At 53.0% G+C, this 23866-nt stretch carries 21 protein-coding genes and 1 pseudogene; 7 read left to right on the top strand and 15 right to left on the bottom strand.

Features of this window, described 5'->3' with window-relative positions; all coding sequences use genetic code 11:
- Window positions 1–204 precede the first annotated feature (204 nt).
- From ACLD3P_RS12265 to ACLD3P_RS12300, 8 genes and pseudogenes are all read right to left on the bottom strand, one after another.
- Entirely contained in the window at window positions 205–621 is a 417-nt protein-coding gene (locus ACLD3P_RS12265; protein ID WP_000802643.1) for a hypothetical protein, read from the bottom strand.
- 164 nt (window positions 622–785) lie between these two features.
- Window positions 786–880, bottom strand: a pseudogene (locus tag ACLD3P_RS12270) (glutathione-regulated potassium-efflux system ancillary protein KefF); the annotation flags it as partial.
- Window positions 881–906: 26 nt separating this feature from the next.
- Window positions 907–1137, bottom strand: a complete 231-nt coding sequence (locus tag ACLD3P_RS12275) for a YgdI/YgdR family lipoprotein (protein ID WP_001172089.1) — start codon at window positions 1135–1137, stop codon at window positions 907–909.
- Window positions 1138–1225: 88 nt separating this feature from the next.
- Window positions 1226–2566, bottom strand: coding sequence for an MFS transporter (locus ACLD3P_RS12280; RefSeq protein WP_001187057.1), 1341 nt, complete (start codon window positions 2564–2566; stop codon window positions 1226–1228).
- 146 nt (window positions 2567–2712) lie between these two features.
- Window positions 2713–3000, bottom strand: coding sequence for a ferredoxin-like protein FixX (gene fixX / locus ACLD3P_RS12285; RefSeq protein ID WP_000203736.1), 288 nt, complete (start codon window positions 2998–3000; stop codon window positions 2713–2715).
- Entirely contained in the window at window positions 2997–4283 is a 1287-nt protein-coding gene (locus ACLD3P_RS12290; protein ID WP_411006703.1) for an FAD-dependent oxidoreductase, read from the bottom strand. The genes fixX and ACLD3P_RS12290 overlap by 4 nt, the downstream gene beginning before the upstream one ends.
- A gap of 49 nt (window positions 4284–4332) precedes the next feature.
- Window positions 4333–5274 (bottom strand): electron transfer flavoprotein subunit alpha/FixB family protein, encoded by a 942-nt coding sequence (locus tag ACLD3P_RS12295; RefSeq protein WP_001032188.1) that lies wholly within the window; start codon window positions 5272–5274, stop codon window positions 4333–4335.
- 15 nt (window positions 5275–5289) lie between these two features.
- Entirely contained in the window at window positions 5290–6060 is a 771-nt protein-coding gene (locus ACLD3P_RS12300; protein ID WP_000692185.1) for an electron transfer flavoprotein FixA, read from the bottom strand.
- 480 nt (window positions 6061–6540) lie between these two features.
- On the opposite strand from ACLD3P_RS12300, the gene caiT reads away from it, so the two are divergent.
- The 6 genes from caiT (at window position 6541) to caiE (ending at window position 13725) form a co-directional block, all read left to right on the top strand.
- Window positions 6541–8058: an L-carnitine/gamma-butyrobetaine antiporter gene (gene caiT, locus ACLD3P_RS12305; RefSeq protein WP_000787073.1), complete on the top strand. Its 1518-nt coding sequence runs from the start codon at window positions 6541–6543 to the stop codon at window positions 8056–8058.
- Window positions 8059–8092: 34 nt separating this feature from the next.
- Entirely contained in the window at window positions 8093–9235 is a 1143-nt protein-coding gene (gene caiA, locus ACLD3P_RS12310) for a crotonobetainyl-CoA dehydrogenase (protein ID WP_000347134.1), read from the top strand.
- A 111-nt stretch (window positions 9236–9346) separates the two neighbouring features.
- On the top strand, window positions 9347–10564 hold the full coding sequence (gene caiB / locus ACLD3P_RS12315; protein ID WP_058108996.1) for an L-carnitine CoA-transferase: 1218 nt from the start codon (window positions 9347–9349) through the stop codon (window positions 10562–10564).
- Between the two features lie 62 nt (window positions 10565–10626).
- Complete coding sequence (caiC, locus tag ACLD3P_RS12320) at window positions 10627–12180, top strand: crotonobetaine/carnitine-CoA ligase (RefSeq protein WP_131046612.1); 1554 nt, start codon at window positions 10627–10629, stop codon at window positions 12178–12180.
- Window positions 12181–12233: 53 nt separating this feature from the next.
- Window positions 12234–13019, top strand: a complete 786-nt coding sequence (gene caiD / locus ACLD3P_RS12325; protein WP_000004383.1) for a crotonobetainyl-CoA hydratase — start codon at window positions 12234–12236, stop codon at window positions 13017–13019.
- 109 nt (window positions 13020–13128) lie between these two features.
- Window positions 13129–13725 carry a carnitine operon protein CaiE gene (gene caiE, locus ACLD3P_RS12330; protein WP_071055486.1) on the top strand — a complete coding sequence of 199 codons (597 nt, stop codon included), beginning with the start codon at window positions 13129–13131 and terminating at the stop codon, window positions 13723–13725.
- 76 nt (window positions 13726–13801) lie between these two features.
- On the opposite strand, the gene caiF is transcribed toward caiE, so the two are convergent.
- The 3 genes from caiF to carA form a co-directional block, all read right to left on the bottom strand.
- Window positions 13802–14197 carry a carnitine metabolism transcriptional regulator CaiF gene (gene caiF / locus ACLD3P_RS12335; protein ID WP_024797390.1) on the bottom strand — a complete coding sequence of 132 codons (396 nt, stop codon included), beginning with the start codon at window positions 14195–14197 and terminating at the stop codon, window positions 13802–13804.
- A 273-nt stretch (window positions 14198–14470) separates the two neighbouring features.
- Window positions 14471–17698: a carbamoyl-phosphate synthase large subunit gene (gene carB / locus ACLD3P_RS12340; RefSeq protein WP_001126323.1), complete on the bottom strand. Its 3228-nt coding sequence runs from the start codon at window positions 17696–17698 to the stop codon at window positions 14471–14473.
- Window positions 17699–17713: 15 nt separating this feature from the next.
- Entirely contained in the window at window positions 17714–18862 is a 1149-nt protein-coding gene (gene carA, locus ACLD3P_RS12345) for a glutamine-hydrolyzing carbamoyl-phosphate synthase small subunit (protein WP_076934731.1), read from the bottom strand.
- 638 nt (window positions 18863–19500) lie between these two features.
- Between carA and ACLD3P_RS12350 the strand changes: the two genes are divergently transcribed.
- Window positions 19501–19776, top strand: a complete 276-nt coding sequence (locus ACLD3P_RS12350; protein ID WP_076934730.1) for a viral protein — start codon at window positions 19501–19503, stop codon at window positions 19774–19776.
- A gap of 126 nt (window positions 19777–19902) precedes the next feature.
- Here the strand turns inward: ACLD3P_RS12350 and dapB are convergent, their stop codons facing one another.
- From dapB to citF, 4 genes are all read right to left on the bottom strand, one after another.
- Complete coding sequence (dapB, locus tag ACLD3P_RS12355) at window positions 19903–20724, bottom strand: 4-hydroxy-tetrahydrodipicolinate reductase (protein ID WP_079962243.1); 822 nt, start codon at window positions 20722–20724, stop codon at window positions 19903–19905.
- A gap of 179 nt (window positions 20725–20903) precedes the next feature.
- The gene (citG, locus tag ACLD3P_RS12360) at window positions 20904–21812 is read right to left on the bottom strand and encodes a triphosphoribosyl-dephospho-CoA synthase CitG (protein WP_001103238.1); all 909 of its coding nucleotides are present in this window, start codon (window positions 21810–21812) and stop codon (window positions 20904–20906) included.
- Window positions 21790–22341, bottom strand: coding sequence for a citrate lyase holo-[acyl-carrier protein] synthase (gene citX, locus ACLD3P_RS12365; protein ID WP_000679050.1), 552 nt, complete (start codon window positions 22339–22341; stop codon window positions 21790–21792). Before citX ends, citG begins: the two co-directional genes overlap by 23 nt.
- Window positions 22341–23861: a citrate lyase subunit alpha gene (gene citF, locus ACLD3P_RS12370; RefSeq protein ID WP_000665574.1), complete on the bottom strand. Its 1521-nt coding sequence runs from the start codon at window positions 23859–23861 to the stop codon at window positions 22341–22343. The genes citX and citF overlap by 1 nt, the downstream gene beginning before the upstream one ends.
- Window positions 23862–23866 lie beyond the last annotated feature (5 nt).

The raw sequence follows: 23866 nt of genomic DNA on the forward strand, positions 1-23866 counted from the left end.
CGAGGGCACAGGCATGAAATAATAAGAGAGCGCCAGCAAGGTGCCATGTTCCGTCACAATCCACTCAGGGCCGTCTGGAAACAGATGCTGGCCCTCTTTTTTATCAACAGTTCATCCGGGGCAGGCAAGTCGGTAGAATGTATGCGCGCAGGCAGTAAGCCCTTCGTGAATAAGACGGTTTTGCGGGCTGTTTTAAGGTAATATTTAGTGCGCTTTTACCTGCCTGAACCAGTAATTTTCCATTTTCGTTATCCATTTCCCCTTTTTATTTTTCGGTATTACGCCAGCCCAAAGTAATTGCAGCTGTCGGTTATAGGTTCCAATAGCGTGTCCACCATACGCCCCTTCAAATGCTATCACCATGGGTCCCTGCCCTTTTACCCCCTCTTGTCCTTCATGGCAATAAAGCGCGTTGCGGTGAGTCACGTCAAGTTCATACTGCACGTTCAGTTTCACACATTTTTCCCCGCAGCTTTCTACTGGCGGCGATATTGTCATGGTATAAGGCGGGTTATCTGCCGTGGTTTTCCATGTTCCGATCAGGTCTTTGCAGACGTTTATCTCCGTAGCCCCGGAGGCGGCAGAAAATAGCGCGAGCAAATAAAAAGGTATTGGTTTCATTACAGACTCCTGTTCCTTATACCTCATCATTTATACCTAATCATAAGGATAAATGCCCTGCGATATGTTTTTTTCCGGGAAATGTTGAGCCGCTGTTCAGAGAAATGTCGATGAGTGTAACCTCATGTAAGCGGACAGCGCGGTGGGGAAAGCGGGAACACGGGCGAACGTATTTCGACGTTTTCCGGCGTCCCTGCCTGTTCAGGCATCCGTTTATTCGCATGGGAATAAATGGATGCGCATAAAGAGAGAATATTATTGAGCGGCTAACCAGAGAAAATTGAATTAATTATCCAGCTCGCTCATATTTTTCAGCTGATCGCGGTTAATCTGTTCGGTTTTCCCGGTGGCGGCGTTTTTGTAAGACACCATACCGGTATCGTTATCGACCTCGGGTTTCCCGTCGGTGACAATAGTTTTGCCATCCGTGGTTTCAACCGCCTGGTTAGAAGAGCATCCTGCGACGGTGAATAGTGTTGCTGCGGTAAACAGTGCGGTCATAAGACGTTTTTGCATGGTGTTCTCCCTGCTTTTCAGTTGTTTTAGCATGTGACTGTTAACTGTAGCGTTATTGGCGAAAAGCAGGGAGAAATGCAGAACACTCTTAACGCGGGTTATCCGATGGCGTTCCGCGCAAAGTCATGTTTCCGGTCTGTGTTAGCGTCAAGCCGCGGGTTTCCGGGGCAAACATCACCGATACGCCAAGCCCGACTAACGAAATCAACGCGCCAATCAGCATGACGTTATTAATGCCGTAACGAGTAATAAAAATCGGTAATGCCCAGGTGGAGACAATGGTTCCGATGCGGCTTAATGACATGATGACCCCCACGGCCGAAGCGCGAATATCCGTCGGGAAGAGTTCATTAGGATAAAGCCATTGCAGTATGCCCGGCCCGCCGGAAAAGAAGGCGTATACCGCAAACGCCACCACGACCAGTATGATGCCCAGATTTGACACCAGCCCCAGCAGTGCCAGCGCGATAGTCATCATGGCGAAGCTGCCAATAAGCAGAGGGCGACGGCCAATACTGTTTAGCCAGAACATCGCTGGTATACAGCCCAGCATAAAAAAGAGGCTAATCACCACATTTCCGAGCGCCGCGTTGCGCCCCTGCTCCCAGCCGAGTAACCCGACGATCTGCGGCCCAAAGGTATAGATAGCGAACATCGGGATTACCTGACAGGTCCAGATAGCCGCAACGAACAGTACAAACGGGAAATGACGGCGATTAAACAGTTGCAGGAAGCGGGTCTCCTGCGGCGGCTCATCGTCAAAGCAGACCGGTTCGCCGAACAGTTTGATCATCATTTGTTCGCACTCTTTTACCCGTCCTTTTCGCAATAGCCAGCGTGGCGATTCCGGCAGGTCAAAGCGGCCAATCAAAATGATTAAGCACGGGATAAAGGCGCTGCCAAGCATCCAGCGCCAGCCGCCTTCCATGTCATACAGCCAGTAACCCACCAGGTTGGCGCAGGTCGCGCCGACGTACCACATCGCGGCGATAAAACCGATGGAGAACGCGCGCTGGCGGGTGTTGGAAAACTCCGTAATCATGGAAGTGGCGATAGGGTAATCCGCGCCGATAACAATGCCAATTAAAACGCGCATCACCAGCAATTCAAGCGGCGTGGAAACAAACATGGTCGCCACGGAGATAACGCCGATAGCGATAATATCAAGCAGGAACATTTTACGCCGCCCGACTTTATCGCAAATATAGCCAAACAACGAGGTGCCGATAAACAGTCCGGCAAGCGTAGCCGCGCCGAGCGCGCCAATCCATTCAGCATCAAGGTGCAATAGCGGCGTCAGTTGTTCCAGCGCCACGCCAATGATCACCAGCACGTAGCCATCAAGGAACGGGCCGCCGCTTCCCCACAGCATAATTCTGCGATGAATGGAGGAGAATTTAAGGTCATCAAAGTTCCTGGGCTGCTGCATGGTGATGTCCTGTTTCAACACGGGCAAAGCGCATCTGTAGGCCGGATAAGGCGTTTCCGCCGCCATCCGGCATTGGCGCCACATGATTGCCGGATGGCGACGCTACCGCATCTTATCCGGCCTACGGGGGCACAACTTCGTACTTATTAGCCGTAGCGGAACTCCACGCCAAACGTCCCGCGCGGGTATTCCCATTTTTCCAGCGCCGTATCAAGGCCGAGGATCCGGCACGTTCCGCACTCCAGGCACCCGGCGTAATCAAAACGAACGCTGCCGTCGTCCTGCTTTTTATACAATCCCGCCGGACAGGCCTTAATTAGCACCTCCAGCGCCTGTTTATCAGGATCGGTTTTGAGAATGATGTGCGGGCTGTCTTCATCCACATTGAACTTATTGACGCCCAGTTTGACGTCCACATTGACGGGAGATGTCATAATACGGTCACTCCTTTCAGGCCATCTTTCATCAGGTTGATGAAGCCCACTTTCTTCGCATGGCGCAGGATTTTTTTACGCATCGGCACCGGAGCGGAGCCATCCACGGTGAACAGGTCGCGCGCGATATTGACCGCCATTTCGGGATAGGCGGTAAACATGCGGGGATTATCAAGAAAAGCCGGCAGTTTCTGATACATGCGCATATCGCGCATCGGACCTTCGTCCAGATGCTGACGGTATTCATCCAGCGACTGCTTGCTAAAATCGTCGCGCTTCATCGCCGAAAGCACCGTCTTCGCCGCCGCTTCGCCTGCGGATATGGCGAGATCCATACCCCGGATGGTAAAGCCGAGGTTCATACACATGCCGGCAGCATCCCCGGCAATCAGTACGCCATCGCCCACCAGTTCAGGCTGCATATTCATTCCCGCCTCGGGTACAACGTGCGCGGCATATTCCACCAGCTTGCCATCGGCGATCAGCGGCGCAACTGCCGGATGCTGTTTGAAATCTTCCAGCATTTGCGGGACCGATTTTTTCGCGTCTTTCAGATGATGAAGTCCACAGACCAGCCCCAGGGAAAGGGTTGTTTCATTCGTATACAGGAAGCCACCGCCCATCAGACCATCGGTTGGCGCCCCGGCAAACAGACAGGCGGCACCTTCGTTGCCCTGTAACTGGAAACGATCTTCAATGACCGACTTCGGCAATTCGATCAGTTCCTTCACGCCGACAGCAACATGCGATGCCTCAACACGCTTGGCCATGCCCAGCTTTTCAGCCAGCAGAGAATTCACCCCGTCAGCGAGGATCACGACTTTGGCTTCCAGAATATCGCCATCGGCTTCCACGCCCACGACTTTGCCATCACGCTGAACGACGTTATCGACGCGAATACCGGTGATCAGTTGCGCCCCCGCCTCTTCGGCCTGCTCCATCAGCCAGGCGTCAAATTTACTGCGTAAGACGGAATAGGAAACCTGCGACGCTGAAGCATCTTCACCATTGCAGTAGTCGATAGTCATCGCCCCGTTGTCGGTCATAAAGGCGAGTTTTTCGTGGGTGATCATGCGTTCAATGGGGGCCTGATCCGCAAAGCCGGGAATGATGCGTTCCAGGCTATGTGCATACAAACGCCCACCGGTGACATTCTTCGCGCCAGCAGAATTGCCGCGCTCGATAACCAGCACCTGTGCACCTTCGCGAGCAAGCACCAGCGCCGCAACCGAACCGGCCAGACCTGCACCCACGATGATGGCATCAAAGATATCTTCGGACATACGTACTCCTGTCAGCGGCAGGATACCTTCGCATCCTGCCCGAAATGGTTTATCGCGCTAAGGCAGCCGTCAGCGCAGGCAGGATCTTCAGCGCATCGCCAACGATGCCAAAATCTGCATACTGGAAGATTGGCGCGTTTTTATCTTTGTTGATGGCGAAAATCGTCTGCGCGCCGTTGGCACCAACCATGTGTTGGATCTGCCCGGAGATCCCCACCGCCAGATACAGCTCAGGCTTGAGCATCAGGTTGGAGATACCGACGTAGCGCTCGTGCTCCATCCACTTCTCGTTTTCCGCCACCGGGCGAGAGCAGGCCAGCTCGGCGCCAATCGTCTGGCACAGCGCTTCGGCCAGCGAGATATTCTCTTTGCTGCCGATGCCGCGTCCCACGCTGACCACCAGACGCGCTTTGTCGAGGTCAACGCTGTTGCTCTGACGCGCCTGGGTTGCGGTGCGGGTCACGGCAGTGGCCGGAGCCTGCCACTGCACGGTGTGCATCTCGCCGCTGCGGGAAGCATCCGGTTGTTGTGCGTCAAACGTTCCGCTGCTGAGTGTGATCACGGCAAACGGCGAAGCGATGGTTTCTGCCCCTATCGCCAGACCGCCGTAGACCATATGTTTAACCGCCGCTTTTCCATCCTGCAGGGCGACGTCGCTGGCATCGTTGGAAACCGCAGCCGACAAGCGATAGCCCAGCTTTGCCGCCAACAGCTTGCCCCGACGCGTATTCGGCAGCAGCACCGCGCCGCCCTCGCTATGCTGACGAATAGTCTCAGCCATCGCAGCAGCGTAGTCTTCGATCATGCGGTCTTCTGGTTTGCCGCTGAGCAGCCAGACATGATCCGCGCCCAAATGACATGCTGTCGCGCTGTCCGCTTCGTTCAGTACGAACGCGTTAACTTTTTCACCTACAGCCTGCGCGCCACTCATCAGTTCGGGCAGACGAGAAGGGGTATCGCTGAATACCCAGACACTGGAAAATTTGTTCATAACATCCCCTGATAATTAAATGATTTTGCGCAGATTCTCGACAAACGCGGCGATTTGTTCTTCACCGTCACCTTCAATCACCACACGCTGACGCTCGCGCTGCTTCGGTGCGGCAACCTGTTGTGCGGAATACGCGGGTACGCTGTTCAGCCCGATATCCGCAGGCGACCAGACCTGAACCGGTTTTTTCGCCGCGCCAAGAATGGCTTTCATCGAAGGGATTTGTGGGGTGTTAATGTCGGTGGAAACCGCGATCACCGCCGGGAGCGGGATGCTCAGCGTTTCAACTTCATCTTCCAGTTCGCGTTCTACCGTCAATGTGCTGTCGGTAAGAGAGAGGATTTTACTCACGCCGTTAATCGCCGGAATGTTCAGCGCTTCGCCCACCAGCAAACCAACCTGCTGAGCATAAAGATCGGAAGAACCGTCGCCGCAGATAAGTAGATCGAAACCTGATTTTTGCGCGGCAGCGGCCAGCGCGGTAGCGGTGTGTTGCGGCAGCGCCTGCTCAAATTGATCGTCAATGACCACAATCAGTTCATCAGGGCCACGAGAGAGGACATCTTTGCGCCCTTTTGCATTAGTCAGCGCTTTGCCGCCAACGCTCATGGCGACAACCTGAGCGTCTCCCAACTGCTGTTTTAACTGGCAAGCAGCTTCAATTGCATTCAGATCATATTGGCTGATTTTGCTATCCGCTTTGCTGAAATCGAGTGTTCCGTCAGCATTATTAATCGCAATATCCTGCTCATCAGGTACGCATTTGTAGCAAGTAATTATCTTCATTGCATCTCCAGAAATCATGAAGGAAACGTATTTATATCGGCGGTGTTAAATACAGATATCACGCTCTTTAATTCGGAAATAAAACCTTAATCACCAATATTGAAAATGTCACACATTGATATTCGTAACTTTCAATAGTGTTACGCACCTCACCAATATTGAAAGAAATATGCCAAATATGAAAATTTTCAATATTGTTTGCTGGCTCAACAATATTGAACGTCAGATACTTAAAAAAGTTAAAAAACCACAACCAACAAATTGATAAATAAAGAAAAAATCAAAATTTAGACACAAAATAATCAACGCAAAAAAGTGTGACGAAGATAACAGAATCACCCGAAGTGAATACCCATCATGAGTTACTCATTGAGGCGTCCCAGAGGTTAAAAACTTATCAACAAATCATTAATAATAAATAAACAAACGTTCATGGACTGGCACGCTAAATAAATTTCGTTTTCACACTGGAATTCACTTATGAAAAATGAAAAGAAAAAATCGGGAATTGAACCGAAGGTTTTTTTTCCGCCATTAATAATTGTCGGGATACTTTGCTGGCTAACAGTCAGAGATCTTGATGCCGCTAACGTCGTTATTAATGCGGTATTCAGTTATGTCACCAACGTCTGGGGTTGGGCATTTGAATGGTATATGGTCGTCATGCTCTTCGGCTGGTTCTGGCTGGTTTTTGGCCCCTATGCCAAAAAGAGATTAGGTGACGAAAAACCGGAGTTTAGCACCGCCAGCTGGATTTTCATGATGTTCGCCTCCTGTACATCCGCTGCGGTTCTGTTCTGGGGCTCTATTGAGATCTACTACTATATCTCCACCCCGCCGTTCGGCCTGGAACCCAATTCCACGGGCGCGAAAGAGATAGGTCTGGCGTACAGCCTGTTCCACTGGGGGCCGCTACCGTGGGCAACCTATAGTTTCCTTTCCGTGGCCTTCGCCTACTTCTTCTTTGTACGCAAGATGGATGTCATCCGCCCCAGCTCCACGCTGGTACCGCTCGTCGGTGAAAAGCATGCGAAAGGGTTGTTTGGTACCATCGTCGATAACTTCTACCTGGTGGCGCTGATCTTCGCGATGGGTACCAGCCTCGGTCTGGCTACCCCGCTGGTCACCGAGTGTATGCAATGGCTGTTCGGTATTCCGCATACGCTGCAACTCGACGCCATCATCATTACCTGCTGGATCATTCTGAACGCGATTTGCGTGGCCTGCGGCCTGCAAAAAGGGGTCAGAATCGCCAGCGATGTGCGTAGTTACCTGAGCTTCCTGATGCTCGGCTGGGTGTTTATCGTCAGCGGCGCCAGCTTCATCATGAACTACTTCACCGACTCCGTCGGGATGCTGTTAATGCATCTGCCACGGATGCTGTTCTATACCGACGCCATCGGTAAAGGCGGCTTCCCGCAGGGCTGGACCGTTTTCTACTGGGCGTGGTGGGTTATTTACGCCATCCAGATGAGTATCTTCCTGGCCCGTATTTCCCGTGGTCGTACCGTACGTGAACTGTGCTTCGGGATGGTGATGGGTCTGACCGCGTCTACCTGGATCCTGTGGACAGTGCTGGGCAGCAACACGCTGCTGCTGATGGATAAAAACATCCTCAACATTCCGCAGTTGATTGAACAACACGGCGTGGCGCGCGCCATTATCGAAACCTGGGCCGCCTTGCCGCTCAGCACCGCCACCATGTGGGGCTTCTTCATCCTCTGCTTTATTGCCACCGTCACGCTGATTAACGCCTGCTCTTACACCCTGGCGATGTCGACCTGTCGTGAAGTTCGCGATGGTGAAGAGCCGCCTCTGTTAGTGCGTATCGGCTGGTCGGTGCTGGTCGGCATCATCGGTATCGTTCTGCTGGCGCTGGGTGGTTTGAAGCCGATTCAGACCGCGATTATCGCCGGAGGATGCCCGCTGTTCTTCGTCAACATTATGGTGACGCTGTCCTTTATTAAAGACGCCAAAGTGCACTGGAAAGACAAGTAATTCTTATTAACCCAATTGATCAAGAGGCTGAAAGATGGATTTCAACTTAAATGACGAACAGGAGCTGTTTGTCGCCGGTATTCGCGAACTGATGGCCAGTGAGAACTGGGAAGCTTATTTTGCCGAGTGCGATCGTGACAGCGTCTACCCTGAGCGTTTTGTAAAAGCGCTGGCGGATATGGGTATTGATAGCCTGCTGATCCCGGAAGAACACGGCGGTCTGGAAGCGGGTTTTGTTACCGTCGCCGCCGTCTGGATGGAGCTGGGACGTCTTGGCGCGCCAACTTACGTGTTGTACCAATTGCCGGGAGGTTTTAACACTTTCCTGCGTGAAGGAACTCAGGAGCAAATTGATAAAATCATGGCGTTCCGGGGCACCGGTAAGCAGATGTGGAACTCTGCTATCACTGAACCGGGAGCGGGATCGGATGTTGGTAGTCTGAAAACCACTTATACACGCAAAAATGGTAAGGTTTATCTCAATGGCAGTAAGTGCTTTATCACCAGTAGCGCCTATACCCCGTACATCGTGGTCATGGCGAGAGACGGTGCATCGCCGGATAAACCGGTTTACACCGAGTGGTTTGTGGACATGAGCAAAGCGGGTATCAAGGTCAACAAACTGGAGAAACTCGGTCTGCGCATGGATAGCTGCTGTGAAATCACCTTTGACGACGTTGAACTGGACGAGAAAGACATGTTCGGTCGGGAAGGTAACGGCTTCAATCGCGTGAAAGAAGAGTTTGACCATGAGCGCTTCCTCGTCGCGCTGACCAACTACGGTACCGCAATGTGCGCTTTTGAAGACGCGGCGCGTTACGCTAATCAGCGCGTGCAGTTTGGTGAAGCTATTGGTCGTTTCCAGCTGATTCAGGAGAAGTTTGCGCATATGGCGATCAAACTGAACTCCATGAAAAATATGCTGCTGGAAGCCGCGTGGAAAGCAGATAACGGCACGATTACCTCCGGCGACGCGGCAATGTGCAAATACTTCTGCGCCAACGCCGCGTTTGAAGTGGTAGACACCGCCATGCAGGTACTGGGAGGTGTTGGTATCGCGGGCAACCACCGCATCACGCGTTTCTGGCGTGACCTGCGCGTTGACCGTGTTTCTGGTGGTTCTGACGAAATGCAGATCCTGACGTTGGGTCGTGCGGTACTCAAGCAATACCGCTAATCGATCCCTTGTAGGCCTGATAAGACGCGGGGCGTCGCCATCAGGCAATCATGCCGGATGGCGCTGTGCTTATCCGGCCTACATACCGCAAAAAATGCCAGGAGAAAAATGATGAATCATTTACCAATGCCAACCTTTGGCCCGCTTGCTGGGGTACGCGTTGTTTTTTCAGGAATCGAAATCGCCGGTCCGTTCGCCGGACAGATGTTCGCCGAATGGGGCGCTGAGGTTATCTGGATTGAAAACGTCGCATGGGCCGATACCATCCGCGTGCAGCCTAACTATCCGCAGCTCTCACGCCGTAACCTGCACGCCCTGTCGCTGAATATTTTCAAAGATGAAGGCCGGGAAGCGTTTCTGAAGCTGATGGAAACCACCGATATTTTCATTGAAGCCAGTAAAGGTCCGGCCTTTGCCCGCCGCGGTATTACCGATGAAGTGCTGTGGGAACATAACCCGAAACTGGTTATCGCCCACCTTTCCGGCTTCGGCCAGTTTGGTACCGAGGAGTACACCAATCTTCCGGCGTATAACACCATCGCGCAGGCATTCAGTGGTTATCTGATCCAAAACGGCGACGTTGATCAGCCGATGCCAGCCTTCCCCTATACCGCCGATTACTTCTCCGGGATGACCGCGACGACAGCCGCGCTGGCGGCCCTGCACAAAGTACGCGAAACGGGTAAAGGTGAAAGCATCGATATCGCGATGTACGAAGTGATGCTGCGCATGGGTCAGTACTTCATGATGGACTACTTCAACGGCGGCGAAATCTGTCCACGTATGACGAAAGGGAAAGACCCCTACTACGCCGGTTGCGGCCTGTATAAATGCGCCGATGGTTACATCGTCATGGAGTTGGTCGGCATCACGCAAATCAACGAGTGTTTTAAAGATATTGGCCTGGCCCACATTCTCGGTACGCCAGAAGTTCCGGAAGGCACGCAGCTCATCCATCGCGTGGAATGCCCTTACGGCCCGCTCGTCGAAGAGAAACTGGACGCCTGGCTGGCAGCACATACCATCGCCGAAGTTCAGGCGCGTTTTGCTGAGCTGAATATCGCCTGTGCGAAGGTGCTCACCATTCCAGAACTGGAAGGTAATCCGCAGTACGTTGCCCGCGAATCCATTACTCAGTGGCAAACAATGGACGGTCGCACCTGTAAAGGGCCGAACATCATGCCGAAATTTAAAAACAACCCGGGGAAAATCTGGCGTGGCATGCCGTCACACGGCATGGATACCGCCGCCATTCTGAAAAACATTGGTTATAGCGAAGCAGATATTAAGGAACTGGTCGGCAAAGGCCTGGCCAAAGTTGAGGATTAAACGCGATGCGCTAATCGGTTTTCCGGTTAGCGCTCACGCCTGATTTCAGTGGATAAAGCAATATGGATATCGTTGGCGGACAAAACTTACGTCAGATGTGGGACGACCTGGCCGGGGTGTACGGAGATAAAACGGCGTTAATTTTCGAATCCTGTGAGGGAATCGTTCGGCAGTTTAGCTATGCTTCGCTCAATGAAGAGATTAACCGCACGGCGAACCTTTTTTACTCCTTAGGGATCCGCAAGGGTGATAGGGTCGCGCTGCATCTGGATAACTGTCCGGAATTCATCTTTTGCTGGTTTGGACTGGCAAAAATCGGCGCCATTATGGTGCCGATTAATGCCCGCTTACTGGGCGAAGAAAGCGCCTGGATCCTGCAAAACAGCCAGGTGAGTCTGCTGGTTACCAGCGTCCAGTTTTATCCTATGTACCGTGAAATACGCCAGGACAAGAGCACTCCGCTTAATCATATCTGTCTGATTGGCGAGCAGCTTCCGGCTGACGATGGCGTGAGCCACTTTACCCAACTGCAATCCCGCCAGTCCACCACGCTGTGCTATACGCCCGTGTTATCCACTGACGATACGGCGGAAATTCTGTTTACCTCCGGTACCACCTCGCGTCCAAAAGGGGTGGTGATTACCCACTATAATCTGCGTTTTGCAGGCTATTACTCTGCCTGGCAAATCGCCCTGCGCGATGATGACGTGTACATGACGGTGATGCCCGCTTTTCATATCGACTGTCAGTGTACCGCCGCAATGCCAGCCTTTTCCGCCGGCAGCACCTTTGTGCTCCTGGAAAAGTACAGCGCCAGGGCATTCTGGGATCAGGTACGTAAATATCAGGCGACGGTGACCGAGTGCATTCCGATGATGATCCGCACGCTGATGGTTCAGCCCTCCGCACCAACGGACAGGCAGCATCATCTGCGCGAAGTGATGTTCTATCTCAATTTATCCGCGCAGGAAAAAGACGCCTTTACCGAACGCTTTGGCGTCAGGCTGCTGACCTCTTATGGTATGACTGAAACCATTGTCGGAATTATTGGCGACCGTCCCGGAGACAAACGGCGCTGGCCTTCCATTGGTCGCGTGGGTTTTAGCTATGAAGCTGAAATTCGCGACGATCAAAATCGCCCGCTGCCCGCCGGAGAAATTGGCGAAATCTGTATTAAAGGCATCCCCGGCAAGACTATCTTCAAAGAGTATTACATGCAGCCGGAGGCAACCGCCAGGGCGCTGGAACCAGAGGGCTGGTTACATACCGGTGATTCGGGTTACCAGGATGAGGATGGCTATTTCTATTTTGTCGACAGACGCTGCAACATGATTAAACGTGGCGGAGAAAATGTCTCCTGCGTCGAGCTGGAAAATATTATTTCTGCACATCCGAAAATTCAGGACATTGTGGTGGTCGGTATTAAAGATGCGATCCGTGATGAAGCCATTAAAGCGTTTATCGTCCTTAATGAAGGTGAAACATTAAGCGAGGCCGAGTTTTTCAGCTTCTGCGAAAACAATATGGCGAAATTCAAGGTTCCCTCTTTTATGGAGATCAGAACCGACCTGCCACGCAACTGTTCAGGAAAAATAATCAAAAAAAATCTGAAATAAACCTTCCGGCAGGAATCCCTCCCGCCGGGAAACTATTTATCTGGAGATGAACTATGAGTGAGTCATTACATCTGACCCGTAACGGCCCGATCCTGGAAATTACCCTCGACCGACCTAAAGCGAATGCCATTGACGCCAAAACCAGCTTTGCAATGGGTGAAGCTTTTCTTAATTTCCGTGACGATCCGGAATTACGCGTAGCAATCATTACCGGCGGCGGGGAGAAATTCTTTTCTGCTGGCTGGGACTTAAAAGCGGCAGCGGAAGGTGAAGCGCCGGATGCTGATTTTGGTCCCGGCGGCTTTGCTGGTTTAACCGAAATATTTGACCTCGATAAGCCGGTTATCGCCGCGGTGAACGGCTACGCGTTTGGCGGCGGTTTTGAGCTGGCGCTGGCGGCGGACTTTATTGTCTGCGCCGAAAACGCCAGCTTCGCGCTGCCGGAAGCAAAGCTCGGCATCGTGCCTGACAGCGGCGGCGTATTGCGTCTGCCTAAGCTGCTGCCACCGGCTATCGTCAACGAAATGGTAATGACCGGCAGACGAATGAGCGCCGAAGAAGCGCTGCGTTGGGGAGTCGTGAACCGCGTTGTCAGCCAGAGCGAACTGATGGATAGCGCGCGCGAACTGGCGCAACAACTGGTCAATAGCGCCCCGCTGGCTATCGCGGCGCTGAAAGAGATTTATCGCGCGACCAGCGAAATGCCGGTAGAAGAAGGCTACCGCTACATCCGCAGCGGCGTGCTGAAGCATTATCCGTCGGTACTGCATTCAGAAGATGCGCTCGAAGGACCGCAGGCATTTGCCGAAAAACGCGATCCGGTGTGGAAAGGTCGTTAATGTGACTATGCCGGATGGCGCTTCGCTTATCCGGCCTACAGCACATGCGCAACCGTAGACCGGATAAGGTGTTTACGCCGCCATCCGGCAAAAAAACCGAGGTACAACTATGAGCTATTACGCCTTTGAAGGACTGATCCCGGTGGTGCATCCGGACGCGTTTGTCCATCCCAGCGCCGTGCTGATTGGCGATGTCATCGTGGGCGCCGGTGTTTATATTGGCCCACTCGCGTCATTGCGTGGGGATTATGGTCGCCTGATCCTGGAGGCAGGCTCTAATCTGCAGGATGGCTGCATTATGCATGGCTACTGCGATACCGATACCATCGTGCATGAAAACGGCCATATCGGCCACGGCGCTATTCTACATGGCTGCGTGGTGGGACGGGACGCCCTGGTCGGCATGAATAGCGTCATTATGGACGGCGCAGTGATTGGCGAAGAGAGCATTGTCGCCGCCATGAGTTTTGTCAAAGCCGGATTTCAGGGTGAGGCAAGGCAACTGCTGGTGGGTTCACCGGCGCGCGTACTACGCCAGGTTACGGACCAGGAGCTGCACTGGAAACGCCTCAATACCAAAGAATATCAGGATCTTGTGATCCGTTGTCGAACGGGTTTATCTGAAACGAAGCCGTTAACGCAGGTCGAAGAACACCGGCCGCGCCTGAAAGGCACGACGGACGTGAAGCCAAAATCAGCACAGTAATTGATGCCGGATGCGCTCACGCTTATCCGGCCTACGCGTCAATTACCGTTTACCCCGCCAGCAGGTAAACAGACAATTAGCGACGCATACTCTTGGAGAGCATCATCTGCCATTTCTGCTCACGGTTTAGCTCTGTGGGGGGAACGGCAGACAGTCGCGGCGCTTTCGCCACGCTCACTTTTCTTTCCTGCAAATTATGATTCAATCGGCGATAGAGATGAGAGTCGATACTCACGACTTTCACCAGACGCTGGCACTGGCAGCCTCGTCCTGCAATCTGGTTAGGGATCATCTTCACTTCACAAACAATTTCCCCCACTTCTGACAGAATATAGGAGAGCGTATTAATTGCTTTGCAGTGTTCAATATCAAATTGACGGGAAATCTCCCTGGCCGTGATCCATCGGTTCTCTGCCATCATCCAGTCAGCAATTAACAAATAAAGCGGTCTTTCAACATATTTTTCACACATAAGCACACCATTTCACAAATTAAAAATCTGGCTACGGCCTGTCCAAACTAATAAAAACTAAGCCATATTAAAATTGTGGATATGAAAGATAGTATGCGACTTAAATATTGATTAGTGTGAGCAATATCGTGCTTATTACATAGAAAATGTGGTTACGGAAACGGACTTCTCCAGGAATGACCTTACGCAAGATAAAAAAAGGGTTTCTTTACAGAAACCCTTTCAGAATTATATTACAGGTCCGGTTAGAGCAATATCCACCGGACCCTTTATTTACGACTTTTTGATCTGCGCGTGCATTTCCTGCACCGAGGTTACCTTCTCGGTGGCATCGGCATTGAGCGCCATCGTCGTGGCAAAACCGCCGTTCAGCGTGGTGTCATAATGCACTTTATACTGCAGCGCGCTACGACGAATCACCCTGGAGTCTTCAATCGCGCGGCGGCCTGCGGTGGTATTGATGATATAGGTATATTCGCCATTCTTGATGCGGTCCTGAATGTGCGGACGACCTTCGTGCACCTTGTTCACCAGACGCGGGTTGATACCGGCTTCGCCCAGCACAATCGCCGTACCGTGAGTGGCATCCAGCTCAAAGCCCTGTTTCAGCAGCTTGGCCGCGAGATCCACCACGCGCTCTTTGTCGCCTTCGCGAACGGAGAGCAGCGCACGGCCCTGTTTCTTCATCGTGGAGTTACTGCCCAACTGTGCCTTGGCGAACGCTTCCGCGAAGGTACGGCCCACGCCCATCACTTCCCCGGTGGAGCGCATTTCTGGCCCTAACAGCGGGTCAACGCCGGGGAATTTGTTGAACGGCAGCACCACTTCTTTCACCGAGTAGTACGGCGGGATAATTTCTTGGGTCACGCCCTGCTCGGTCAGCGATTTACCGGCCATCACGCGCGCCGCCACTTTCGCCAGCGGTACGCCGGTGGCTTTGGAGACAAACGGTACGGTACGCGCCGCGCGCGGGTTGACCTCAATCAGGTAGACTTCGTTGTCCTTGACCGCAAACTGTACGTTCATCAGGCCGCGCACCTGCAACTCGAAAGCCAGCTTCTGCACCTGCTGGCGCATCACGTCCTGAATTTCCTGGCTCAGCGTGTAGGCCGGCAGGGAACAGGCGGAGTCGCCGGAGTGTACGCCAGCCTGCTCGATGTGTTCCATGATGCCGCCAATCAGCACCATTTCGCCGTCGCAGATAGCGTCCACGTCCACTTCAACCGCGTCATCAAGGAAGCGGTCCAGCAGCACCGGCGCATCGTTAGAGACGCTGACCGCCGTCTGGAAGTAGCGACGCAGATCGGCTTCGTCATAGACAATTTCCATCGCCCGGCCGCCCAGCACGTAAGACGGACGTACCACCAGCGGGTAGCCGATCTCTTTCGCCTTCTCAACCGCTTGTTCAATGGCGGTGACGGTGGCGTTGGCCGGTTGCTTCAGCTTCAGACGGTCAACCGCATGCTGGAAGCGTTCACGGTCTTCCGCGCGGTCGATGGCGTCCGGGCTGGTGCCGATAACCGGCACGCCTGCCGCTTCCAGCGCGCGCGCCAGCTTCAGCGGCGTCTGGCCACCATACTGTACAATCACGCCTTTCGGCTTCTCGATACGCACGATTTCCAGCACGTCTTCCAGCGTCACCGGCTCGAAGTACAGGCGGTCGGAGGTGTCGTAGTCGGTGGAGACGGTTTCCGGGTTACAGTTGACCATAATGGTTTCGTAACCGTCTTCGCGCAGCGCCAGCGAGGCGTGTACGCAGCAGTAGTCAAATTCGATACCCTGGCCGATACGGTTCGGGCCACCGCCGAGGACCATGATTTTGTCGCGATCAACGGACGGGTTCGCTTCGCACTCATCTTCATAAGTGGAGTACATGTAGGCGGTATCGGTGGCGAATTCCGCCGCGCAGGTATCCACACGCTTGTAGACCGGATGCAGGTCATACTGGTCACGCAGCTTGCGGATTTCCGCTTCACGCACGCCCGCCAGTTTCGCCAGACGCGCATCGGCAAAACCTTTACGCTTGAGCTGACGCAGGAAGTCGGCGTTGAGACCAGTAATCCCGACTTCAGCGACTTTCTCTTCCAGACGCACCAGCTCTTCAATTTGCACCAGGAACCAGCGGTCAATGTTGGTCAGGTTGAACACGCCATCCACAGACAAGCCTGCGCGGAAAGCATCGGCGATGTACCAGATACGCTCGGCGCCCGCATCTTTCAGCTCGCGGCGGATTTTGGTCAGCGCTTCCGGGTCGTCGAGGCTGACTTTCGGGTCGAAACCGGTGGCACCCACTTCCAGGCCACGCAGCGCTTTCTGCAGGGATTCCTGCTGCGTGCGACCAATCGCCATCACTTCCCCGACCGATTTCATCTGGGTGGTCAGACGGTCGTTAGCACCGGCGAATTTCTCAAAGTTAAAGCGCGGAATTTTGGTGACAACGTAGTCAATAGACGGCTCAAACGACGCCGGCGTACGGCCACCGGTGATATCGTTCATCAGCTCGTCGAGAGTATAACCCACCGCCAGTTTGGCCGCCACTTTGGCAATCGGGAAACCGGTGGCTTTCGACGCCAGCGCCGAGGAGCGGGAGACGCGCGGGTTCATTTCGATAACGATCAGACGACCGTTTTTCGGGTTCACTGCGAACTGGACGTTAGAACCGCCGGTTTCGACGCCGATTTCACGCAGTACCGCCATCGAGGCGTTACGCATGATTTGGTATTCTTTGTCGGTCAGCGTCTGTGCCGGGGCCACGGTGATGGAGTCGCCGGTATGGATGCCCATCGCATCGAAGTTTTCGATAGAGCAGACGATGATGCAGTTGTCGTTTTTATCACGCACCACTTCCATCTCGTACTCTTTCCAGCCGATCAGCGATTCATCAATCAGCAGCTCGTTGGTTGGCGAGAGGTCCAGACCGCGTTCGCAGATTTCTTCGAACTCTTCACGGTTGTAAGCGATACCGCCGCCGGTGCCGCCCATGGTAAAGCTAGGCCGGATGATGCACGGGAAGCCCACGTCAGCGGCAACCGCCAGCGCTTCTTCCATAGTGTGCGCGATACCGGAACGCGCGGTGTCGAGACCAATTTTCTTCATCGCGATATCGAAGCGACGACGGTCTTCGGCTTTATCAATGGCGTCTGCGGTGGCGCCAATCATGGTGACGCCGAACTCTTCAAGTACGCCCTGACGCTCCAGCTCCAGCGCGCAGTTCAGCGCCGTCTGGCCGCCCATGGTTGGCAGCACCGCATCCGGACGCTCTTTTTCAATGATTTTGCGCACCACTTCCCAGTGAATCGGCTCGATGTAGGTCGCATCAGCCATTTCCGGGTCGGTCATGATGGTGGCCGGGTTGGAGTTCACCAGAATAACGCGGTAGCCCTCTTCGCGCAGGGCCTTACACGCCTGAGCGCCGGAGTAGTCAAACTCACACGCCTGACCGATAACAATCGGGCCCGCGCCCAGAATCAGGATGCTTTTTATATCTGTACGTTTTGGCATTTTGTTGGCTCCTGATTATTTGGCTAAAGAACGGTAGTGCTTGATCAACTCGATAAAGTGGTCGAACAGCGGCGCCGCATCGTGCGGGCCGGGGCTGGCCTCCGGGTGGCCCTGGAAGCTGAACGCCGGTTTATCGGTACGGTGAATGCCCTGCAGGGTGCCGTCGAACAGCGACTTGTGGGTCACGCGCAGGTTGGCTGGCAGCGAGTCTTCATCCACCGCAAAGCCGTGGTTCTGCGCGGTGATCATCACCACGTTTCTGTCCATATCTTTTACCGGATGGTTGCCGCCGTGATGGCCGAACTTCATCTTAACGGTCTTCGCACCGCTCGCCAGCGCCAGCAGCTGATGGCCGAGGCAGATGCCAAATAGAGGAATGTCGGTTTCGAGGAATTTTTGGATAGCAGTAATCGCGTAGTCGCACGGCGCCGGGTCGCCAGGGCCGTTCGACAGGAAGATGCCGTCCGGGTTCATTTTCAGCACCTCTTCAGCAGAGGTCTGCGCTGGCACCACCGTCAGGCGGCAGCCGCGATCCACCAGCATACGCAGGATGTTGCGCTTGGCGCCAAAATCGTAGGCCACCACATGGAACGGCAGGTCATCCTCAGATTTCGCTTCCGGTAAACCGTCTTTCAGCGTCCAGCTACCCTGCGTCCAGCGGTAAGTTTCCGCCGTGGTCACTTCTTTCGCCAGATCCATACCGTTCAGTCCAGGAAATGCTTTCGCTTTTTCCAGCGCCAGCTTCGCATCCGGGCTATCGCCTGCAATGATGCAGCCGTTCTGTGCGCCTTTCTCACGCAGCAGTCGGGTCAGCTTGCGGGTATCGATATCAGCAATCGCCACAATGTTATGCCGTTTGAGGTAAGAAGAGAGGTCTTCGGTGTTACGGAAGTTGCTGGCAATCAACGGCAGATCGCGAATCACTAAACCTTGCGCATGAACCTGAGAAGATTCTTCATCGGCTTCATTGGTGCCGACATTACCAATATGGGGATAAGTAAGAGTGACGATTTGGCGGGAATAGGAAGGATCAGTGAGGATTTCTTGATAACCGGTCATTGAAGTATTGAAAACGACTTCCCCAACCGCCGAACCCGTTGCCCCAATGGCCCGACCGTGAAACTGGGTTCCGTCTTCCAGAACCAATAGCGCTGACTTAATCAAAACACCCTCCAGAGAATATTCACTCACTTTATTTGCATATTAATTCATTCAGTCAGTATGAAGCAATGCAAATTTGCTTACCCGTGGATTTCTGGCAAACGGCGGCATTCTGAAGTTAAGCCGGATAAAAGTCAACTTAAAGAGGGTATTTTTTATGTTATTTTGCACATTATAATGAAGTTATTCTGTTTGAGAGGCAAAAAGATCAACTAAGTGACGATAGAAAACGCTTGCGCTTCCTTGAGTTCGCAAAAAAGTGGCTGGCATGATAAAAAGTGGACCAAATGGTCAAATTTCACATTAAAACAACAAAAAATAACGATAAAAATTCGCTTAATAGCCATTAATACTATCAAATGAATAAAAAATTCAAAATTAAGCAAACTAATAAAAAAATAGTTTAAAAATCAATATATTGTAAAAATAAAAACAAATAAAAACACACCAAAAAATCAACAAAAAACAGCAAATTAAGATAATGTAATGAGAATCACAATCGAGATATAAAGGTCTAACTTCTTTTTCTTTAAGACTAGCGCATACGATTGGACCACAACCAGCCTCACTACAGCATAAAAAAGCTAACCTATTGAAGCAAAAGAGATAAAATACCCCCCGTGGAACAGCACTCCCCCCCGATGGATATCAGTCTTATCAGTCTGGTCGAGGTGCATTTTGCATATGGTAAGCCACTGCGGCTGAATATGAGTGACGTCAGTTCAGGCAGTAATTTTTTCCCGTTGAACGTAATGACCCGTACCGATGCGCCTGAAGGGCCAATTAACCGCATTTATCGTAATGGCAATTACGTCACGCAAATGGATGCCGTTGGCCCGGATGTCTTTAAACTGACTATTCTTAACGCGAAAACAACGGCAGAACATGTCGTGGGCGAAGAAACTGTCGAAACATGAATGGTGAAAGGCGTTATTTATCTGGCCGAATAACCGGGGGCAAAAAAACAAAAGGGCAATAATATATTGCCCTTTGTAATCAATTAATCTTGATTACCACAACCACATCACGAAGGTATTTAGTCGCTATAATACATCCAGCCCCAGCACATCCCGCATGTCAAATAGCCCATTTTTCTTCGTTTTTAGCCATAATGCCGATCGCAACGCGCCATTTGCAAACGTCATGCGGCTGGAAGCTTTATGCGTAATCTCTACGCGCTCGCCAATATCGGCAAACATCGCGGTATGTTCGCCGACGATGTCGCCCGCCCGAACGGTTGCAAAGCCAATCGTTCCCGGTACGCGCTCGCCGGTATAACCTTCACGCGAGTAGACCGCGCAGTCCTTCAGATTTTTATCCAGCGCCCCGGCGATTGCCTCGCCCATTGCCAGCGCCGTACCCGACGGTGCATCCACTTTATGGCGGTGGTGCGCTTCAATAATTTCAATATCGGTGTAGTCGCCCATTACCTTCGCGGCTTTCTCCAGCAGCTTGAGCATGACGTTAACGCCGACGCTAAAGTTTGCGGCGAAAACGATCGCAATCTCTTGCGACGCCTCGCGAATGGCCTGTTTACCGGCGTCGTCAAAGCCGGTAGTACCAATCACCATCCCTTTACCATGTTTACGGCAGAATGCCAGATGCGCCAGTGTGCCTTCAGGACGGGTAAAATCGACCAGAACATCGAAATCATCTTTGACCGACGCCAGATCGCTTTGAATGATGACGCCCGTTTTCCCCACGCCTGCCAGTTCGCCCGCATCGCTACCCAGCAATGAAGAGCCTTCGCGCTCCAGCGCGGCACCCAGCTGAACACCTTCCATCGCCATGGCGGCCTGGATTAACTGCCGTCCCATGCGGCCACCGGCGCCGACAATCGCAACGCGGATCTGTGCTTCATGCATAGCTATTCTCTTTTGTAAAAATTGCGTAAACCGTTTTCAGAGTAACCAGCGCGCCCGGAGGCCGCCATCTAAAATCGCCGATAATTAGAAATTAATGATAAACAGGGAGCGATATCAGTAAAAGACATGATTCATCCCGCAGGATGAATCATTGCTGGAGAGAATGAAAGAAGAGAAACTTACTCAGGATAGAGGGAACCGGCAGGAAAATGACTTAAAAACCAGGTCACTGCCAGTAAATCCGCGCTACCGCCAGGGCTTAAGTTACGCAGGATGAGTTCATCATCGAGGGACTGCATCGCTTCAATGCCCCCCTCAACCAATACGCCTCCTTGCCACAACAATTTTTGTGCCTGCTGCTGCACGTAGTAAAGCCCTTCCAGGCCTCCCCGTGACACCAGATTGGTATCATCATTCCACGCCATCAGATGCAACAATGTTTGCAGCAGGGCAAGATGGGTATCGTCATGCTCCTGCACGACCCGGTTAAACACCGGCAAAGCCTGCGTTCTGACGGTTCGAAAACCGCTTTCCGCTTCTCCCCGCGCGCCCGACAGGCCATAGCACTGGAAATGGGTTTCACTCTTTGTCAGTTTTCCCGCTTTTTTTGCTGAGAGCTCGTGGGCAACAATATTCCGACTCAGGCGGGCAACCTGGTCGCAGATACGATTTTGCTCCAACGGTTCTCCCCGCGCGAGAAGTCGGCCAATCGCTGCGCTCAGCAGGCCAAAAGCGAAAATCGCCCCGCGATGGGTATTCACACCATTGGTCGCCTGTAGCATATCGTTCTCACAGGCCATCCCCAGCGGACGCAGCATCACCAGGACATTTTCTGCCGCCAGCGCCGCCGTGTTGTTGCCCATGATAAAAAACTTTTCCATCCACGGAGCAATGGCGGTAGTGCTACGTTCAAATGCCGCCAGATCCATATCCCTATGCGCTCCCGAATTACGAATATCGACCAGACCGGGTTTTGGTGTCAGCCTGGCTTCCGTCAGCAGCGCTCTTGCAACCAACCCATTAAGTTCGCCAGCCGCCAGCGATGAGTACGCTGGCGTACGCCGTTCAGTCACAACGCTCACGTTCATAGCATTCAATCCTTCGTGCAATTTCATCCAACAAAAGGTCAAGGGTGTGATGCTTGCCCCGGGCACAGAGATGAGCATCCTGCTGGCATATCAAACATGGCCGGGCAGGATGCCCGAGTTCACGGCGTGATAGCGACTTACCGTCGCTATCAATAATGTCGATGTCCCAAAGCCGCCCTAACGGATGGCTCATCTCTAGTGTCGACATGTGCTGTTTCAACGCCATTGCCGGCGCACAGACCGCTGCCATCCATTCCGGGCCGCTGCGTTCATTTACCTGCATTTCCCAGACGTTGACCCACTCCTTCTGTTCGCAAAGCGCCAGTATTTCGGCAATTGCGTAATCGGCGACACGCCGCCAGACCGCTGAGTTTTTAACGGCGCCCGGTGCAACCAGCGTGAGGGAAATCAACGGTAGCCGATAGCAGTTCAACGCCTGACGCTGCCTGGCGGCACGTTTATCGCGCGCTTGTAGCATCTCCTCCAGCGTAACTGCCTGGCCCTGGTACAGCAGGTCTGTGCCCTTCATCAGCCTTTAACCTGGCGAATAACATCAATCACTGAACCGTCGCGATAACGCACCACAGCCACCACCCGATCGGTAAACTCAATCGGCTGCGGTTTACCGGTCAGTTGCTCAGCGCGCTGTTGCAGTTGTTCGATGGTCGTCAGCGCCACGCCCGCAGCACGCAGGTTATCAAGCAGATCCTGACGCGCAGGGTTCACCGCAATACCATGGTCGGTAACCAGCACATCAACACTCGCCCCAGGCGTGACGGTAGTCAGCACTTTTTCCACCACGCATGGGATTCGGCCACGGACCAGCGGTGCGGTAATAATGGTGAGATCGGCCCCTGCTGCCGTATCGCTATGGCCGCCCGATGCGCCACGCAGTACGCCGTTTGAACCGGTCATCACGTTAACGTTGAAATTCACGTCAATTTCCAGTGCGCTCAGCATCACCACGTTCAGGCGTTCGCATGCCGCGCCTTTAGAAGCGGGGTTCGCGTATTGATTGGTTGAGATTTCAATATGATGTGGATTCTGCGCCAGCGAACGGGCTGCATCGCCATCGAATGATTGCGTATCCAGCAGCGCTTTGATCAACCCTTTCTCATGCAGATCCACCATGGTGCCGGTGATCCCGCCCAGGCCAAAACTCGCCGTAATGTTGTGGCGACGCATTTTGTCTTCCAGGAAACGGGTGACCGCCAAAGATGCGCCACCGGTGCCGGTTTGCAGCGAGAAACCGTCACAAAAATAACCTGAGTGTTCGATCACATTGGCCGCCTGCCGGGCGATCAACAGTTCACGCGGGTTACTGGACAGACGAATCGCGCCCGCGGTAATTTTTTCCGGATCCCCTACCTCATCCACCTGCACGATCAAATCAACCTGATCCTGCGCGATACTGGCCGGATAATTGGGGAATTCGACCCACTCTTCAGTCAGGAGCACCACGCATTTAGCGTACTGCGCATCAACCTGCGCATACCCCAAAGAGCCGCAGCGTGACTTGCCGCTAAAGCCGTTCGCATTACCAAATTCGTCGCAGCACGGCACGCCGAGGAAAGCGACATCAATATTCAGCTCACCGCTCTGAATCAGCTTTACGCGGCCGCCGTGAGAGTGGATCTGTACCGGGTTTTCCATCAGGCCAGCGGAGATCTCTTCCCCTAACTTGCCGCGCAGCCCGGAGGTGTAGATCTGCCGCACCACGCCATTTTTAATGTGTTCGATAAGCGGCCAGTGGGCATCAATTAATGAGCTGGAGGCAAGCGTCAGATCGCGGAATCCCATTTCCGCCAGCTTCGCCATCACCATATTGACAACTTTGTCGCCACCACGAAACGCATGGTGGAAGGATATCGTCATGCCATTTTTAAGCCCGGAACGACGAATAGCCTCTTCAAGCGAGTCACAAATTTTACGCCGACGCTTTTCCGTTTCACTGGCAAGCCACGGGCTGTTCGCTGTTACCCCCTGGTAGGGCTGTAATCCTTCCGGTACGACATATTGCTGGTTGAGCATGGTTACAGTCTCTTTCATGGTTC

The sequence above is a fragment of the Salmonella sp. 741265073_HBA genome (assembly GCF_046569105.1).
GTDB lineage: Bacteria > Pseudomonadota > Gammaproteobacteria > Enterobacterales > Enterobacteriaceae > Salmonella > Salmonella enterica.

Bases quoted from the DNA above. Each gene is read 5' to 3' on its own strand.
- ACLD3P_RS12265 (WP_000802643.1), bottom strand. From the start codon at position 621: ATGAAACCAATACCTTTTTATTTGCTCGCGCTATTTTCTGCCGCCTCC.
- ACLD3P_RS12275 (WP_001172089.1), bottom strand. From the start codon at position 1,137: ATGCAAAAACGTCTTATGACCGCACTGTTTACCGCAGCAACACTATTC.
- ACLD3P_RS12280 (WP_001187057.1), bottom strand. From the start codon at position 2,566: ATGCAGCAGCCCAGGAACTTTGATGACCTTAAATTCTCCTCCATTCAT.
- fixX (WP_000203736.1), bottom strand. From the start codon at position 3,000: ATGACATCTCCCGTCAATGTGGACGTCAAACTGGGCGTCAATAAGTTC.
- ACLD3P_RS12290 (WP_411006703.1), bottom strand. From the start codon at position 4,283: ATGTCCGAAGATATCTTTGATGCCATCATCGTGGGTGCAGGTCTGGCC.
- ACLD3P_RS12295 (WP_001032188.1), bottom strand. From the start codon at position 5,274: ATGAACAAATTTTCCAGTGTCTGGGTATTCAGCGATACCCCTTCTCGT.
- ACLD3P_RS12300 (WP_000692185.1), bottom strand. From the start codon at position 6,060: ATGAAGATAATTACTTGCTACAAATGCGTACCTGATGAGCAGGATATT.
- caiT (WP_000787073.1), top strand. From the start codon at position 6,541: ATGAAAAATGAAAAGAAAAAATCGGGAATTGAACCGAAGGTTTTTTTT.
- caiA (WP_000347134.1), top strand. From the start codon at position 8,093: ATGGATTTCAACTTAAATGACGAACAGGAGCTGTTTGTCGCCGGTATT.
- caiB (WP_058108996.1), top strand. From the start codon at position 9,347: ATGAATCATTTACCAATGCCAACCTTTGGCCCGCTTGCTGGGGTACGC.
- caiC (WP_131046612.1), top strand. From the start codon at position 10,627: ATGGATATCGTTGGCGGACAAAACTTACGTCAGATGTGGGACGACCTG.
- caiD (WP_000004383.1), top strand. From the start codon at position 12,234: ATGAGTGAGTCATTACATCTGACCCGTAACGGCCCGATCCTGGAAATT.
- caiE (WP_071055486.1), top strand. From the start codon at position 13,129: ATGAGCTATTACGCCTTTGAAGGACTGATCCCGGTGGTGCATCCGGAC.
- caiF (WP_024797390.1), bottom strand. From the start codon at position 14,197: ATGTGTGAAAAATATGTTGAAAGACCGCTTTATTTGTTAATTGCTGAC.
- carB (WP_001126323.1), bottom strand. From the start codon at position 17,698: ATGCCAAAACGTACAGATATAAAAAGCATCCTGATTCTGGGCGCGGGC.
- ACLD3P_RS12350 (WP_076934730.1), top strand. From the start codon at position 19,501: ATGGATATCAGTCTTATCAGTCTGGTCGAGGTGCATTTTGCATATGGT.
- dapB (WP_079962243.1), bottom strand. From the start codon at position 20,724: ATGCATGAAGCACAGATCCGCGTTGCGATTGTCGGCGCCGGTGGCCGC.
- citG (WP_001103238.1), bottom strand. From the start codon at position 21,812: ATGAACGTGAGCGTTGTGACTGAACGGCGTACGCCAGCGTACTCATCG.
- citX (WP_000679050.1), bottom strand. From the start codon at position 22,341: ATGAAGGGCACAGACCTGCTGTACCAGGGCCAGGCAGTTACGCTGGAG.
- citF (WP_000665574.1), bottom strand. From the start codon at position 23,861: ATGAAAGAGACTGTAACCATGCTCAACCAGCAATATGTCGTACCGGAA.